The organism is Pantoea sp. Tr-811, assembly GCF_011752535.1.
Taxonomy (GTDB): Bacteria; Pseudomonadota; Gammaproteobacteria; order Pseudomonadales; family Pseudomonadaceae; genus Aquipseudomonas.
Genome location: NZ_VWXJ01000022.1, coordinates 38940 through 54687, shown reverse-complemented (window position 1 = coordinate 54687; position 15748 = coordinate 38940). Strand labels below are relative to the sequence as shown.

Genomic DNA, 15748 nt, shown 5'->3' with positions numbered 1-15748 from the left:
TGTCTTGTTGTTGTTCAAGTTCTGGAAACACCACAACACACGCTGAGGGTTTTATTCACGACTTTACTTGGCCATCACGGCCCACTTGTCGATCAACTTGGTGTTCTGCCCCCACCATTTATCCACCGCCTGCTGCATGGTCATGCCCTGATTGACCGACATATTGATGGCGGTGATTTCATCAATGGGCACATACAGGCTCGCCATGGCTTCGCGCGCGCGCGGGTTGGCAACCGAGAAACCTTTCTTGGCGATCCAGTAATAGGTTTGTGGCGGCGGGAATACGCCTTTGGGGTCTTCCAGGTAGCGAACCTTGAACTTCATGTCCATCCACGACGGCTGCCACAACAGGGTAACGATTGGCGCTTTACGCTCGATGGCCGACTGCAACTGTGCGGTCATCGCCGCGGTGCTGCCGTCCACCAGGGCATACTGCAGCCCGTACTGCTTGATGGCTTCGGTTGTATCACGCATCACCCCAGAGCCCGGCTCGATGCCAATGATCTTGCCATCGACCTGGTCCTTGATCCCGTTAAGTTCCTCGATGGACTTGATCGGCATGTAATCAGGCACCACGATGCCCTGGCGCAGGCCATGGGATACCACCGATATCTTTTCCAGCCGTTGATGATATTTCTGCCAATAGTCGGCCGCGACATAGTTGATGTGCGATACCATCAGGTCCACATCCCCGCGCCCCAGTGCAGCAAAGGCAATGCCCCAATCAGGGAAAGTGGTCACTTCAACCTGATAGCCTTGTTTCTCCAAAAACCGTTTGGCGATATCCGATAATGGCACCGTGTCTTCCCACGGTAGTGTGCCGATTTTAAGGGTGGTTTTCTCCGCGGCCTGAATAACACTTGCGAACACACACAGCAAGGCAATAGCCAGCACTCTCAACAGCTTATGCATACGTAACCCCTTCACTGAAATGGTGAGTCACAACACGTTGAGTTTCGGTAGTTGCTCCACTACGACGTTCCCGACCCGTTGCGAGCCGAGGCACTTCCGTGTGCAGGGCTGCCCCTTGGGGGGCAGCCCTGATGCGCTAGGTAGCTTTGTGCAGCGGGCTGGCCGATGGCTGCCGGGCCGGGCTGGCTTGAGGCGCCAGCGACGATGCTTTGCAAAGCTCGATACCACGGGTTTCGGGCGCCATCAGCCAGGACACCACAAGGCCGATGAAGGTGATGCCGGCGGCGAAGTACAGGGTATGGCCAATGCCAATGGACTGGATCGACACGGGCACCAGGTAAGTGCCCACCACCGCACCGATGCGCGACACCGAGGTGCCCAGCCCTACGGCCACGGCGCGGATCTCGGTGGGAAAGATCTCATTCGGGTAGATGAACTGCAGCACCTGGGCGCCACCGATGAAAAAGGCGTAGGCGGCGAACAGCGCCACGGTCAGCCACGAGGACTGCTCGGAGAAACTGCCCAGCAGCAGCAAGGCGAGGCCAGACCACAGCAGGCTGTTGATCAACAGGCTCCTGCGGCCCATGGCATTGACCAGCCAGGTGGCGACGAAACAACCCACCACGAACATCAGGGTGATGATCATCGAGCCGTAGGCCGCCCACTGTGCGTCCAGGTGCAGGGCGTCCAGCACCTTGGGCGCGAAGGCATAGACGGCAAACACGGGGATTACCGAGCACGTCCAGAAGGTGGTGACGAAAAACATCCGCCGGCCATAGCCTGCATGCAGCAAGCTGCGCACTGACAACTTCGCAGGCTTGGGATGTTCGGGAAGGTTCTGCAGCCCGAAGCCCTGGCCATAGATCTGCCTGATGATTCGCTCAGCCTGAGCCGTGCGGCCTTTGCTGATCAGCCAGCGCGGCGACTCCGGCGTACCCTTGCGAATCAGCAGCAGCAAGCCGCTCACCAGCGCCGTGCTGGCCAGCGCATAGCGCCATCCCTCAGCCCCGCCCGCCTCGATCAAGGCCTGGCCGCACATGTACGCAGCCGCGGCCCCGGCAAAGAAATAGATACTCAGCCCGGCAAGGCGTGGCCCGCGGGCTTTCCTGGGCAGGAACTCGACCAGGAAGGCCGTGGCCACCGGGTACTCGAAGCCAATGCCGATACCAATGAGCAAGCGCAGCACAAACAAGCCAAGGCCGGAGTCGACCCACAGTTGCAACACCGAACACAGGGTAAACAGAATCGGCCCGACAAAGTACATGGCTCGCCGGCCAAAACGGTCAGTGAGACTGCCGCCAACGAAACCGCCCAGAAAGATACCGACCAGCGCCGAAACAGCAATCAGGCTTTCCCAGAAGCTGCTGATGTTCATGGCCGGAACGAGGAACGGCATGGCGATGCCGATGATGCTCAGCACGTAGCCATCGACGAACGAGCCGCCGCTGGAGCGCAAGGCCAGCAACCGATGAAAGCGGTTGAAAGGCACGTCTTCCAGAGAAACAGGGTTGGACATGGTACACCTTTTATTATGGATATCAGTGATTGACCAGGCAGTCCGGGTACAGCATGACGACGTGTAGCAAGGGCCAACAGGTAGTCCTGAAGCCGGTGTGTTGCTGTTGTTGTTTTCAAGCCTGCGAGATCGTCAACCTCCCTGGTGCAGCGTTTGGAAGATCATCTCGATCTGGCCCTCCATCATTGAAACCCCCGGGTGCGTCTGGCAGCCCTGGCGCTTGGCCGCTTGCAACAGCGGCGTCAGCGCAGGCTCCATGATGATTTCTGCAACAACCTGGCCAGCCTCCAGGCGGGAGGCGTCACACGGTAGCTCATCACCTTCGCGCATGCCCAGCGAGGTGGCGTTGACGACCAAATCATGTTCGCTGGGGTTATCCGTGCCTACCGCAGTGCCAAGGGCGGGATAGGCCTCGGCCAGCCGCTCCAGCAACTGCCGTGCTTTGGCCGGAGTGCGGTTGTACACCGTCAGGCTGCGCACACCCGCCTGCGCCAGGGCGAAGGCGATCGCACAGGCCGCCCCCCCTGCCCCAGCCAGGTACACCGACAAGCCGGCAGGCTCGATACCGCCCAGCCTTAGCCCGGCGACGAAACCCAGGCCATCGAGGTTATGCCCGTGCAGGCGGCCATCGCTGCTGCGGGTAACGACATTGGCTGCCCCAACCTGGCGCACCGCATCGGAAACCGTATCGCAATATTCCACCACCGCCGACTTGTGCGGCACGGTTACCACGAAGCCGCCAAGGCTCTGCGATGCCCGCAACCCTTCGACCACCCGCCCAAGGTCGGCCGGTGCGACCTGCAACGGCACCAGCACACTGTTTTCGCCCCGCTCGCTGGCCAGCCGGTTCACCGCCTGCGGCGACTTCACTTGCGCGATGGGGTCGGCGAGGATGGCAAAGACACGCGTGGTGCCACTGATTGCTGCACGGTCATCCATGGTGTTCTCCTTGTGGGCTGCGAATCCGCGTGGTTCAGGCGACCGAGCGTTCGGTACTGATGCTCATGCGCTCGTCACCCACATACCGTGGGTCGAAGGCCGGACGGGTGAAAATGCGCCGCACCATCGGCTCGAAGTGTTCGAGCGGGAAGGTCGGGTAGTCCGGGTCGAACGACGCCTGGTCCCAGGCTTCGCAGAAGTGCACGCAGCTCTGGTAATACGGGTGGTCCTTGTAGATGTCCCGCTCGTTGGGGTCGCCGCCGAAGAAGTGCACGTAGTAGAAGTTCTGGAACAGGCCGTGGTAGTTGATGACCCAGGTGACTTCCGCCCGCACGTAGGGGCGAATGATCGAGGCGGCATACTGCGAATGGTTGTAGGGCGCCAGTTCATCGCCCAGGTCATGAATCAGCGCGGCGACGATCATCTCTTCGTCGGCGCCGTCGTTTTCGGCGCGCGTGGCGGTTTGCAGCGAATGTTGCAGGCGGTCGATCTGGTAGCCGCTCAGCGAGTTCTCCAGGCCACGCAGGCAGGCCAGGATACGGTCCGGCAGCAGGGTGGCGAAGTCTGCCTCCAGCTGGTGGAGCATTTCATATTCTTCTTTGACGCCGTCTTTCATCTGGCGGAACGAAACGCTTTGCATCACACCCTCCATTGTTCTTATGGCTGCAGGCGCCCGCGCCCTTTTCAATCGCGGGCGCGCCCGGCAGGCTAATCAAGTGGTTCAATCAGTCAAACGTGTTACCCAGCATTGGCGTGGTGCTGGCAGCGCCCGGCGGTCAGGCCATGTCAACGCTGTACTGGTATTCAAACGCTGTGATGTAGTGCCGGTACTGTTCGGCGTTGTCGCGCAGGGCGTCGTCGCCAATATCACCAATGCCGCTGAGGAAATACCCGGGGCGGTAGTGCATGTCGATACGAAACGCCAGCACCTCGAACGGGCTGGTGAGCTCTTCGAGCGTGCGCCCGTAGCGCCCCTGCGTTTGGTAATCCGAGGCCTTCGACCAAGTCGAAACGGCGATGCTCAGCGTCTTGCCGGCCACCGCCTTGCCGCTGCCGTAGGCCCAGCCGTCGGCGAACACATCGTCGATCCACTGCTTGAGCAGCGCCGGGCAGTTGTACCACTGCATCGGGAACTGCAGGACGATGCGCTCATGGGCCTCGATCAGTTGCTGCTCGGCGGCGATGTCGATCTTGCCATCCGGGTAACGCCCGTACAGGTCGACCACCGTAACCCCCGGCTGCCCTTGCAGGGCGTTGTACCAGGCGGCATTGATGCGCGAGCTGGAAAGGTCCGGGTGTGCGACCACTACCAATGTCTTTGCCAAAATCTACCTCCTTGCCTACCGCAAAACGGCTGACTGCGTTGTATTCGGGCAAGCTCGATGGCCGCCACGCGGCCATCGAGCCGGGCCACTTACTTGATGTACCAGCCCCATGCATCGTTGCTGGTGTAGGCGGTGATCTGCTTGGTTTCCAGGTAGTTTTCCAGGCCCCACTTGCCGAGTTCGCGGCCGATGCCGGACTGCTTGTAGCCACCCCAAGGCGCTTCGGTGAAGGTCGGCTGCGAGCAGTTGATCCAGACGATGCCGGCACGCAGGGCCTGGGCCACGCGCTCCGAACGCTCGGCATCGGTGGTCATCACCGCAGCGGCCAGGCCGTAGCGGCTGTCATTGGCCAGCGCCACGGCCTCTTGCTCGGTGGCGAAGCGGCGCACGCAAACCACTGGGCCGAAGATCTCTTCCTTCCAGGCGTGGCTGCTCAGCGGTACTTCGGTGAGGATGGTGGGCTGGAAGTAGTAGCCCTTGCCCAGCGCGGCCGGGCGAGCGCCGCCGGTCACCACCTGGGCACCGTCTTCCTGGGCACGCACCACTGCCGCGTTGACCTGGTCGTATTGCTGCCGGGAAACCAGCGGGCCGAGCAAAACGCCCTGCTCCAGGCCGTCGCCGATGGTGATCTTGCGGGCCTCCTCGGTCAGGCGCGCGAGCAGCTTGTCGTACACGCCCTCCTGCACCAGCACCCGGGAGGTGGCCGAGCAGACCTGGCCCTGGTTCCAGAAGATGCCGAACATGATCCACTCGACCGCGTTCTCGATGTCGGCATCGTCGAACACCAGCAGCGGCGACTTGCCGCCCAGCTCCAGGCTCACCCGTTTGATGTCCTTGGCGGCCTCGGCCATGATGTGCGAGCCGATCTTGCCGGAGCCGGTGAAGGCCAGCTTGTCTACCTGCGGGTGCGTCACCAGCGCCTGCCCGGCCTCGCCGCCCAGGCCAGTGACGATGTTCAGCACACCGGCAGGCAGCTCGGCCTGCTGCGCAATCGCCGCCAGTTCCAGGGCAGTGAGCGAGGTGTTCTCGGCCGGTTTGAGCACGATGGTGCAGCCAGCGGCCAACGCCGGGGCGACCTTCCAGGCCGCCATCAGCAGCGGGTAGTTCCACGGGATGATCCCGCCCACTACGCCCACGGCTTCTTTCACCACCTTGGTGCGGAAACGGTCGTCGGAAATCGCCAGGTCGGCGCTGCTGTCGCTGTCCAGTTGCTCAGCCAGGCCTGCGTAGAAATCGAAGCACCCCGCCGCATCGCCAATGTCCCAACGGGCTTCAGGCAGCGGCTTGCCGTTGTCCAGCACTTCAAGCCTGGCCAATTCCTCGGAACGTTCACGGATCAGCTCGGCGATACGCCGCAGGTACACCGCACGCTGCGCGCCGGTGGTTTGCGGCCAGCCATCCTGGTCGAAGGCCCGGCGCGCCGCGCGCACCGCCAGGTCGATGTCTTGCGCGCCCCCTTTGGGAATGGCGTGGATGACTTCCTCGGTGGCCGGGTTGATGACATCCAGGGTGCCCTTGCTGACGGGATCGGCCCATTGACCATCGATGTAAAGTTGAGTGCGCATGCTTACTCCCAATTTCGTGTGTATGAACGACTGCTACTGCGGGTGCCAATCAATGCTTGAGGAAACGTGCCGGAACGGTGCCGCGGCACACCCGGTCAATGATCAGCGCAAGAATCACGATGGCCAGGCTGGCCCGCACGCCAAGCCCGAACTCCATGCGGCTGAGCCCGCGTGTGACCTCCGAGCCCAGGCCACCGGCGCCGACCAGGCCTGCCAGTACCACCATCGCCAACGACAGCAGCACGCATTGGTTGACCCCAACCAGCAGGGTCGGCAATGCCGAGGGCAGCTCGATCTTCCAGAAGATTTCCCGTGGCCGGGCGCCGATCGCCGCGCCGAGTTCCAGGCGGTTGCTGGGGATCTGGTTCATGGCCAGGATGGTCAGGCGGATCATCGGCGGGATGCCGAAGATGATCGTGGCCAGCAACGCCGGAACCGCCCCGAGCCCGAACAGCACCACGGCAGGCACCAGGTACACCCAGGGCGGCATGGTCTGCATCACGTCCAGGATCGGCCGGGCGCCAGCCTTCAGGCGCTCGCTGCGCGACAGCAGCACGCCAAGGACGATGCCGATCGACAGCGAGAACGCCACCGCCACGGCGATCAGCGCGATGGTGTTCACCGCTGGCTGCCACATGCCAAGCGCCAGGCAGCAGGCCAGCCCGCCGAGCGTCATCAGCCCGACGCGCCAGCCGGCAATCAGTGCGCACAGCACTGACAAGGCAGCGATGACGACAGGCGCCGAGGCCAGGTTCAACACCGTGACAATGGCACTGATGAACACATCGAAGAACTGCGCTATCGCCATGAAGACGGCGTGAAAGTTGCTGTTCAGGTAAGACAGGAACGGCGCCACGGCAGAGCCTGGCGATACGCTGATGTCCATCACGCGGCTCCTTTTTCGGTGGTGCACATGGCCTGGGAAATGCGGTCAAGCACAATGGTCAGGATGACGATGGCGATCCCGGCGTTCACCGCCAGGTCGATCTTCAGGGTTCGCACCGCCTCGTAGATGGTTTGCCCCAGGCCACCGGACCCTGCGATACCGGCAATCACCACCATGCCAAAACTGAGCATCAGGCTTTGGTTGATGCCCGCCAGGATCGACGGGATGGCAAACGGCAGGCGAATCTTCATGACCTGCGAGGCCGTTTTCATTCCCACCGCCGAACCCAGCTCGCAATACTGCACCGGGGTCATGAACACGCCGTGGGCGGTGAGGCGCAGCGCCGGTGGAATGGCCACCAGGCACGTGGCCCAGATCGCCGTGGCAGGGCCATAGCCCAGCAAGGCGATACCCGGCAGCAGGAAGATGTAGGGGGGCATCGTCTGGATGAAGTCCAGCACCAGCTCGGCGCCGTGCTTCCACCTGGCCGACAGCCCCACCACCACCCCCGCCGGAATGGCGATGAGCAAGGCCAGCAGCGTTGAACTGAACACCAAGGTCAGGGTTGCCATGGTTTCGGTCCACAAGCCCATCGCCTGGCACAGCCATAAACCGGCAACCGCAGTGGCCGCGAACAACAGCCCCACGACCCGCCAGCCGATCAGCGCCACCACCAGCACAACCGCCCACCACGGCGCGAACATCAGCAGCGTGTTGATCGCCCCATAGGCGCTGTCCATGGCCGTGCTCATGGCGTTGAAGAACCCGGCACCTTCGTCGATCAACCACGCCAGCGATGTGTCGATGGTCGAATCAAATGTATCGATGATTGCAGTCATGAACGTTTCCTCCCATAACCCGTTGCAGTTGCCATGAGTTATGCCAGGTCAAGCCCGCGCACCGCCCTGAGCAGGGTTTCGCGGCAGACCGTTCCGACGATTCGACCATGTTCCTTGATCGCGACCACTTCTTCGCACTTGCCCACGGCAATGTCGATCAAGGTTTCAAGGTCGGCATCGATGTTGACGCTGACCAGTGCGTCCAACGAACGACCGCCGAATTGGGCAAGGTCGTGGTTGTCGATGCGCTTGAGCATCGAGTACGCCTTGAGCAACTTCAGCCGCGAGATACCTTCCATGAAGCTGGCCACGTAGTCGTCCGCCGGGTTGAGCACCACCTCCTCGGGCGTGCCGACCTGGATCATCCGCCCCTCTTTCATGATCGCGATGCGGTCACCGATACGGATCGCTTCATCGATGTCGTGGGTAATGAAAATGGTGGTTTTGCGCAGGTCGGTGGAGAGCTTCTTGAATTCGACCTGCAACTGCTTGCGAATCAAGGGGTCGAGCGCGCTGAACGGCTCGTCCATCAACAGCACGTCAGGGTCGGCGGCCAGCGCCCGGGCAATGCCCACCCGTTGCTGCATGCCGCCAGACAGCTCCTGGGGGTAGCGATTGGCCCAGTTGCCCAGGCCCACTTTGTCCAGCGCATCCTGGCCCTTGCGCAAGGCTTCCTGCTTGTTCATGCCCTGCACTTCCAGGGGCAACACGACGTTCTGCAGCACCGTGCGATAAGGCAGCAGTGCCACGTTCTGGAACACCATGCCGATCTTGCGTGAACGCAGGTCGCGCAGCTCGGCGGGGGTCATCCTGCAGATATCCCGACCATGGATGAGCACTTCACCGCAGGTGGGGTCGATCAGCCGGTTGAAGTGGCGAATCAGCGTCGACTTGCCGCTGCCTGACAAACCGATGATGCAGAAGGTTTCACCTTCGTTCACCGAGAACGTCGCATCCGCCACTGCCACCACCGAACCGTGCTTGTCGAGCAACGCATCCTTGCCTTCGGTGAACCGTTTTGCAGCATCGACAGCTGCAGGGCTTTGGTTGCCAAAAATCTTCCATACACCACGGCATTCCACAATCGGGGATGCCGCCACATGAGTGGGTCGAGTAATCATGTTCATAGGCCTATCCGGAAGTTGATTATTCTTGTTACCGGCCGGGTGCCAGCGAGGCGCCCGGCCGGGTTGCATCACTTGCTCGACATCTGCGCCCACTTTCCGGCGAGGGGCTGATTGTCCTTCCACCAGGTATCCACGGCCTGTTCCATCGTGGCACCACCCTTGACTGCACCGGTCATACGGGTGATGTCATCGATTGGCACATAGATGCTGGCTACCGCTTCACGCAGGCCCGGGTTGCCGGCCGAGAAGCCCTTCTTGGCAATCCAGTAGTACGTCTGCGGCGGGGCGAAGACATGTTTTGGATCTTCCAGGGACTTCACGTTGTAGCGCTCGGCCATCCACGACGGCTTCCACAAGGCCACGGCAATCGGTTGCTTGCGCTCCAACGCCGACTGCAGCTGGGCAGCCATGGCAGCGGTGCTGCCATCGACCACGTCGTACTGCAGGCCATACGTCTTCACCGCATCGCCCACCTCGCGCATCAGCCCAGACCCAGGCTCGATACCGATCACCTTGCCGCCGGTCTGGTCCTTGACCGTGTTCAACTCTTCAACCGAGTTGATCGCCATGTAGTCAGGCACCGCGATCCCTTGAAGCAAGCCATGGGACACGACCGACACTTTCTCCAGCCGCTGCTTGTTCTTTGTCCAATAGTCGTAGGCGACGTAATTGATCATCGAAACCAGCAAGTCGACATCACCGCGGGCCAACGCGCTGTACGCAATGCCCGTCTCGGAGAAGTTCACCACTTCAACCTTGTAATTCTCTTGCTCAAGAAAATGCTTGCTGATGAGGGAGATGGCCTGGACATCTTCATAGACCATCGCCCCGATCTTTATGACCTTTTCATCGGCATTCGCGAGGCTTGAGAAAACGATAAAAGCAAGGACTGCAAACAATCTGTAGAAAACACGCATGGCCATCTCCGGATTCTGCAAAGTACCGCTTTATTGTTTTTCCAGCCTGCAGGCTCAGCCGTTCAGCAGCGGTTGCAAGGCGGCTTTGAGCACCGTGGCTTCCTGCTCGGAGATCGCACGTTGCGGCCTGCGCAGGTTGCCGGTGCCGAAACCGCGCAGGTGGGCGGCGTAGAGCACGGACGGGATGTAGTTGGTGGTCTGGATCAGCAGCAGCGATGGCAGCATCTTGTTCCACAGCGCCAGGGCTTCTTCGTACTGTTTCTCCTGAACGAAGTTGAACAGTTGCACGGTTTCGCGCGGCATGTAGTTCGCCGCACCCCAGATGGCGCCCTTGGTGCCGGCCAGGAAGGCATACAGGGCAATGGTGTCGCAGCCGTTGAGCACGCCGCCGCCGCTCTGGATGTACTGCTGGTGGATGGTGAAGTCACCACCGCTGTCCTTGATGTAGTTGAAGTTCTTCAATTCCTGCAGGCGCGACAGCAACTCGGGCGATACCGAAATCTGGGTCGATTGCGGGATGTTGTAGCCCACGATGTCGATGCTCACGGCTGCATCGATTTCGCGGTAGAACGCGAACAGGCCGTCGTCGTCGGTTGGGCCTTCGAAGTACGGTGGCAGGATCATCAGCGCATCGGCGCCGGCTTTCTCTGCATGGCGGGAACGGCGGATGACTTCATCGACGTTGAGCGCGGACGTTTGGCAAATGACATTGACGCGGCCATTGATGCGCTTGATGCCGATCTCGTACAGCTTGTTGCATTCGGCTTCGGTGAGGTATGGGTGCTGGCCGCTGCCGGCACCCAGTACCAGGCCGTGAACGCCCGCTTCGATGTACTGCTCGATCAGCGTCTCGTAGGCGTTGTAGTCGACTTCACCACGGTCGTTGAAGGTGGTTTGCATCGCAAGGTTGATACCAATCAGATTTGCCATTGCCACTTCTCCTGTTTTTAGATTTCTTGACCAGCTTCTTTGAACCGACGCCCGGTGACGTACTTCACACCCAGCGAGGTGATGATTTCCGGGTAGGCCCGCGACGGGGCTTTACGCCGTTTGAGAATTTCAATCGTGGTGGAGTTGAGGCCCGAGGCCAGCTCCGCCAGTGCCTTGCCAAACCCCGTGCCGCGGGAAACGCCCGTGCCGTTGCAGATACCGGTGCCGTAGACGTTTTCGCCCAACTCGCCCCAGATCATTCCGCCGTTCTGCGACAGGGTCAGCAGGCCGCCCCAGCTGGACACGAAGCCCATCGAGGCCAGCTCCGGGTAACGGCGTTCGAACGACACTTGTTGGTGAACACTGGCCTGGGCCACATCCTCGACCGTGGTCTTGTACTTTTTCGCGTAGGAATAAACGTTGCGAAAGAACAGCCGGTTGTCGTTGGTGCGCCTGACGGTGGTGCCGAAACTGTTGGCCGGGATCAGGCCGAACGGGCCCTCGCCGCACTTGGCCAGTTCCTTGTCGGTGAGCACGCGGGTCATGCTGGCGAAGGTGTACACCGGGATCGCACTGTTCTTGTAGAAGCCGAAGTTGTTCAGGTAGCCCGAGGCGCAGATGATCACCTTCTTGGCGTGAATCACCCCGTTCTGGGTTTCGAACACATGGTGAGGCTTGCCGAACTGGGCCGAGCGCACGATGGTGTTTTCATGCACCTTGACGTTCTTGGGCAACATCCGCGCGGCGTTCTTCAGGTACTTGGCAGGCTGGATCAGCACCGTGCCAGGGTGGTGCAGCGCCTTGATGTAGTGCCGGCTGCCGGTCAGCTCGCGCATGCCATCGGCTTCGACCCAGCTGTACTGCTGCCCCATCAGATCCAGTGCCTTGGAAAACTGCACCAGGTCATCCACACCCGCCGCGGTTGCAGCACTGTGGTACTTGCCCTGGGGGTCCCAGTCGCAATCAACGCCTGCCTCGACCGCGCTCTTGAGGTAATTGGTGCCTTCCAGGTTCACATGCAGCTCTTCCTGGTTGCCCTTGAGGTCTTCGACGAAGTCGCGCTTGCGTGGGTTGTGGGCCAGGTCGATGGCAAAGCCCATGCAGCGGCCCGAAGCGTTGTTGCCGATGCGCCCGGCATCAACCAGCAATACCTGGGCCTGGGGGTTGAGCTCGGCGTAACGGCGTGCGGCATGCAGGCCCATCCAGCCGGCACCGATTACCAGGCACTCGCAGGTGACGTTGCCGTAAAGCGGGTTCAGTGGAAGGTCGGGGCCGGAGGCCAGGTACCAGCCGGAATCGGTCGGTTCGACTTGCGGCGGCGTAACATCGATACGCTTGTTAGATAAGGAAGCCAACTTTGAATCTCCTGAAATAAGAAAACCGTCGTTTGGACATCTCGTGAACAAGCGTTGGCGCTTGTTCCATCAGCAGGCAATTTATAGAGGCCCGTCCCGTCAGGGCCCTTGTTGTTTGCACTTACCCACCAGCGCTTTATTTCAGGGCAGAACATCAAGCGCCGTTATTGTTCTTGTTTTCAGCTTTTGATTAATTAGCCTGGTCAATTCCAGGGTGCACGCACCCGCCATTCCAAAAATGGAACGTAATCAGGCTTTGCTTTTTCGACCTCCGGATCGTGTTATCGAAGTACGACGGTATTTCAATAGGTGGGCGGCGCGATCACCCAAACTACAACCACTTCGGTATCGCCGGTATTCACCCAACGGTACGACTCGCGCACAATCCTGACACTGTCACCGGCCGTGAGGCTGAACTTGTCATCGGCAATCCAGATATCGAACTGCCCTTGGACGACGTAGAGCTCTTCCTCGGTATCCCGCGCCGCTGCGGCGGGCCGCGTAGCGCCAACTGCAAAGGTGCTGAGAAACATCTCGAACATGCCGCCGATATCGGGCGACAGCAGTTCTTCGGTAATACCGTCCAGGAAAGCACCCAGGCGCCGCCGGCTGTTCGCTCGCACCACACGCCCGACTTCCGATTGCGGCTTGCTGTCGGCGGTGAAGAACCACCCCAGTGGCACACCGAGCGCGGCCGCCAACCGCTTCAAATCAGTAATCGAAATTTCGGTATTGCCGCGCTCCAGCTGGCTGAGAAAGCTCGGTGAGCGACCGGTAGCCAAGGCCAGTTCAGCCAGGGTTTTGCCTCGCGCCTTGCGCAGCTTGCGGATTTCCCTGCCCCATGCAAGCGGGTCCTCGGGAAACTCGAAGCCACCTCCACGCTCAGCTGCGCTTGCGATTTCACCGGTCATTTGAACCTCGTCGGATCTGCGAGCCAGTCCCAGAAAAAAATTGCTGGAAAATTTTATAAGATGATTATGCACCTTCAAATAATTTTTGCATAATTTTTTTTGGTTTTTTTTGACGTCCCTTTCCGCCTCTCGTGTTCGCTTACAACCCGTTGTTTTTTAATTATTTTTTTGAAAACAGCCGCTCAGTTTCCGAGGAGGTGTCAGCCATCCAGGCGCCTTGAACGATAAAAATTGTCATTTGATTATGCTCACCGAAGAAATTTTCTCCACAAATTTTTTTCGAGCTATGGTTCATCCTCAATCAGCGAAAGCGATTGGATACCCTCCCTACAAAAACAAGCAGCAGGGTCTGAAATGGAACTGACCGAAAAAAGCGCACGCGAGGCCTCACCTGACATCCTCGAATCCGCCTACCGACGCATGAGCTGGCGACTGATCCCCTTCCTGTTCCTTTGCTACATCCTTGCGTACTTTGCCCGCATCAACGTCAGCTTCGCCAAGCTGCAGATGCTGCAGGACCTGAGCATTTCGGAAACTGCCTACGGCCTGGGCGCCGGCATTTTCTTCATTGGCTATGTGGTATTCGCCGTGCCCAGTAATTTGATTCTGGAGCGGGTGGGGCCGCGACGGTGGATCGGCACCTTGATGATCGCCTGGGGCCTGTTGACGGTGGCCATGCTGCTGACATCGGATATCGCCAGCTTCTACCTGTTCAGGTTCCTGATCGGGGTCGCAGAGGCAGGCTTCTTCCCTGGCGTCATCTTTTTCTTCACGCGCTGGTTCCCCAGTGAACGGCGCGCCAGGGTGATTGCCATGTTCATGGCCGCCGCGCCGCTGTCGAGCGTTATTGGCGGGCCGGTTTCAGGTTGGGTGATGAACACCTTGAGCGCAGGCGCACTGGGCCTGGCAAATTGGCAGTGGTTGTTCGTGATCTACGGAATTCCAACCGTTGCGGTGGGGTTCATGGTCAAGCCCTGCCTGCCCAACAGCTTTGAAGAAGCCGCGTTTCTCAGTGCGGAGCAAAAACAGCTGATCCGCCTGGAACTCGCTCGCGATCAAGCCCGCAACAGCGCTTCGGCAGGCGCTCGCCAGTCGGTGTTGGCATTCCTGCGTTCGCCCGTCGTCTGGTATTTCAGCCTGGTGTACTTCTTCATAGAGATGGGCGAGTACGCGCTGGGGTTCTGGATGCCGACCATCATCCAGCATTCCGGCTTTTCCGACATTCAGTCCGTGGGGCTGCTCAGCGCCGTGCCTTACCTGGTCGCCAGCCTGGTGATGATCGCCGTAGGGCGCTCTTCGGACCTACGCAACGAACGCCGCTGGCACTTGGCCGTCGCACTGCTGGTGGGCATGGTCGGGCTGATCCTCGCGGCGCGTTTCGCCCATCACGGCGCAGTGGCGCTGACTGGCCTGACTCTCGCGACCTGTGGCGTCATGGCGGCATTCCCGGTGTTCTGGAGTGTCCCTACCAAGCTGCTTGGCGCCAGCGCAGCTGCCGGGGTTGCCTTCATCAATTCCATGGGCAACTTGGCTGGCCTGGTCAGCCCATGGCTGGTGGGCTGGACCATGGACCTGACCGCCAGCACAGACCTGGCGCTTTATATAGTGGCTGCCTGTGCATTTCTCGGGGCGATGCTGTTCGCCATGGCGCCCGCTAGCCTCAATGGAAAAAATCCATAACTATCTTATTTAACGCATATTTCTGTAGGAGATCACTCAGCCCCGCGGGCTGCGCTGTCGCGCCGGGAACAGTGCACCCCGGCAGGACTGGGGGCACCCTGAAAACAAATCGATGGTGATTTTTTCGACCAAAGATTATGGTGGGCCATTTTATGGGTTGCGGGAATCGTCAGCTCGCCAGGAGACACAGCATGCCAATCGATCAAACCGCCTCAACCCACCGCGCCCTCGAAGCTGACGTCGACAGCGACCGGATTGCCCTGGGTGAGGAAATCCGCAAACTGCGCAAGGCGCGGGCCAAGACACTCGCCGACATTGCGGCCGCTACAGGACGCTCCATCAGTTTCATCAGCCAGCTTGAACGAGGCCGTGCCGAGATCCCTATTTCTGACCTCAAGCGCATCGCGTTTTCCCTCGGGGTACCCATGGACTGGTTCTTCCCATCCAAGGAACAGCCCCCTGAAGAGGTAGGCCGTATCGTGCGCTCTGGATCACGCCGGCGTCTTGGCCCAGCCACCGGAGGGCTCACGGAAGAGTCGCTGTCGCCTGATGTTGGCGGCGAATTCGAAATGTTCCTGGCCACCATCAAACCCGGCACGACCTTCGAGGCGCCCACTACACGCGGCACCGTAGAGGAAGGTTTCGTCGTCAGTGGGCAGTTGAGCATCTGGATGGGCGATCATCAATTCGATGTCAAGACCGGGGACAGCTTCAGGGTCTACGACGAGCCCTACCGCTGGGAAAACCCGGGTGAAAGCGAGACGGTGCTGGTCTGGGTCATTGCCCCCCCGACGTTTTGACTTGCAGTGAAATACCTCTTGCGCGGAGGATCGTGATGTTACCTGC

The 15748-nt window shown here is 60.2% G+C and carries 15 protein-coding genes; 2 read left to right on the top strand and 13 right to left on the bottom strand.

What is annotated here, in order from left to right; genetic code table 11:
• Positions 1-63: 63 nt before the first annotated feature.
• From F3J44_RS25505 to F3J44_RS25445, 13 genes are all read right to left on the bottom strand, one after another.
• On the bottom strand, positions 64-912 hold the full coding sequence (locus tag F3J44_RS25505) for a glycine betaine ABC transporter substrate-binding protein (RefSeq protein WP_167277172.1): 849 nt from the start codon (positions 910-912) through the stop codon (positions 64-66).
• A 136-nt stretch (positions 913-1048) separates the two neighbouring features.
• Positions 1049-2428, bottom strand: coding sequence for an MFS transporter (locus F3J44_RS25500; protein WP_167277169.1), 1380 nt, complete (start codon positions 2426-2428; stop codon positions 1049-1051).
• A gap of 132 nt (positions 2429-2560) precedes the next feature.
• Entirely contained in the window at positions 2561-3367 is an 807-nt protein-coding gene (locus tag F3J44_RS25495; RefSeq protein WP_167056420.1) for a shikimate dehydrogenase, read from the bottom strand.
• Between the two features lie 34 nt (positions 3368-3401).
• Positions 3402-4007 carry an HD domain-containing protein gene (locus tag F3J44_RS25490; protein WP_167056423.1) on the bottom strand — a complete coding sequence of 202 codons (606 nt, stop codon included), beginning with the start codon at positions 4005-4007 and terminating at the stop codon, positions 3402-3404.
• A 136-nt stretch (positions 4008-4143) separates the two neighbouring features.
• On the bottom strand, positions 4144-4692 hold the full coding sequence (locus F3J44_RS25485) for an NAD(P)H-dependent oxidoreductase (RefSeq protein ID WP_167277166.1): 549 nt from the start codon (positions 4690-4692) through the stop codon (positions 4144-4146).
• An 89-nt stretch (positions 4693-4781) separates the two neighbouring features.
• The gene (locus tag F3J44_RS25480; protein ID WP_167277163.1) at positions 4782-6257 is read right to left on the bottom strand and encodes an aldehyde dehydrogenase family protein; all 1476 of its coding nucleotides are present in this window, start codon (positions 6255-6257) and stop codon (positions 4782-4784) included.
• A 49-nt stretch (positions 6258-6306) separates the two neighbouring features.
• On the bottom strand, positions 6307-7143 hold the full coding sequence (locus F3J44_RS25475; RefSeq protein ID WP_167277159.1) for a proline/glycine betaine ABC transporter permease: 837 nt from the start codon (positions 7141-7143) through the stop codon (positions 6307-6309).
• Positions 7143-7982 carry a proline/glycine betaine ABC transporter permease gene (locus F3J44_RS25470; RefSeq protein ID WP_167277156.1) on the bottom strand — a complete coding sequence of 280 codons (840 nt, stop codon included), beginning with the start codon at positions 7980-7982 and terminating at the stop codon, positions 7143-7145. The genes F3J44_RS25475 and F3J44_RS25470 overlap by 1 nt, the downstream gene beginning before the upstream one ends.
• 38 nt (positions 7983-8020) lie before the next feature.
• Positions 8021-9103 (bottom strand): glycine betaine/L-proline ABC transporter ATP-binding protein, encoded by a 1083-nt coding sequence (locus F3J44_RS25465; protein ID WP_167277154.1) that lies wholly within the window; start codon positions 9101-9103, stop codon positions 8021-8023.
• A gap of 74 nt (positions 9104-9177) precedes the next feature.
• A complete protein-coding gene (locus tag F3J44_RS25460; RefSeq protein WP_167277150.1) occupies positions 9178-10026 on the bottom strand; it encodes a glycine betaine ABC transporter substrate-binding protein in 849 nt (282 codons plus the stop codon).
• A 54-nt stretch (positions 10027-10080) separates the two neighbouring features.
• Positions 10081-10956 (bottom strand): dihydrodipicolinate synthase family protein, encoded by an 876-nt coding sequence (locus F3J44_RS25455; RefSeq protein WP_167277147.1) that lies wholly within the window; start codon positions 10954-10956, stop codon positions 10081-10083.
• A 17-nt stretch (positions 10957-10973) separates the two neighbouring features.
• Positions 10974-12311, bottom strand: a complete 1338-nt coding sequence (locus F3J44_RS25450) for an FAD-binding oxidoreductase (RefSeq protein WP_205300182.1) — start codon at positions 12309-12311, stop codon at positions 10974-10976.
• A gap of 302 nt (positions 12312-12613) precedes the next feature.
• Positions 12614-13222 (bottom strand): helix-turn-helix domain-containing protein, encoded by a 609-nt coding sequence (locus tag F3J44_RS25445; RefSeq protein WP_167277144.1) that lies wholly within the window; start codon positions 13220-13222, stop codon positions 12614-12616.
• A gap of 354 nt (positions 13223-13576) precedes the next feature.
• Here F3J44_RS25445 and F3J44_RS25440 point away from each other — a divergent pair, with 354 nt between their 5' ends.
• Complete coding sequence (locus tag F3J44_RS25440) at positions 13577-14902, top strand: MFS transporter (protein WP_167277141.1); 1326 nt, start codon at positions 13577-13579, stop codon at positions 14900-14902.
• 191 nt (positions 14903-15093) lie between these two features.
• Positions 15094-15702, top strand: coding sequence for a helix-turn-helix domain-containing protein (locus tag F3J44_RS25435; protein WP_167277138.1), 609 nt, complete (start codon positions 15094-15096; stop codon positions 15700-15702).
• The last annotated feature ends 46 nt before the right edge of the window (positions 15703-15748 follow it).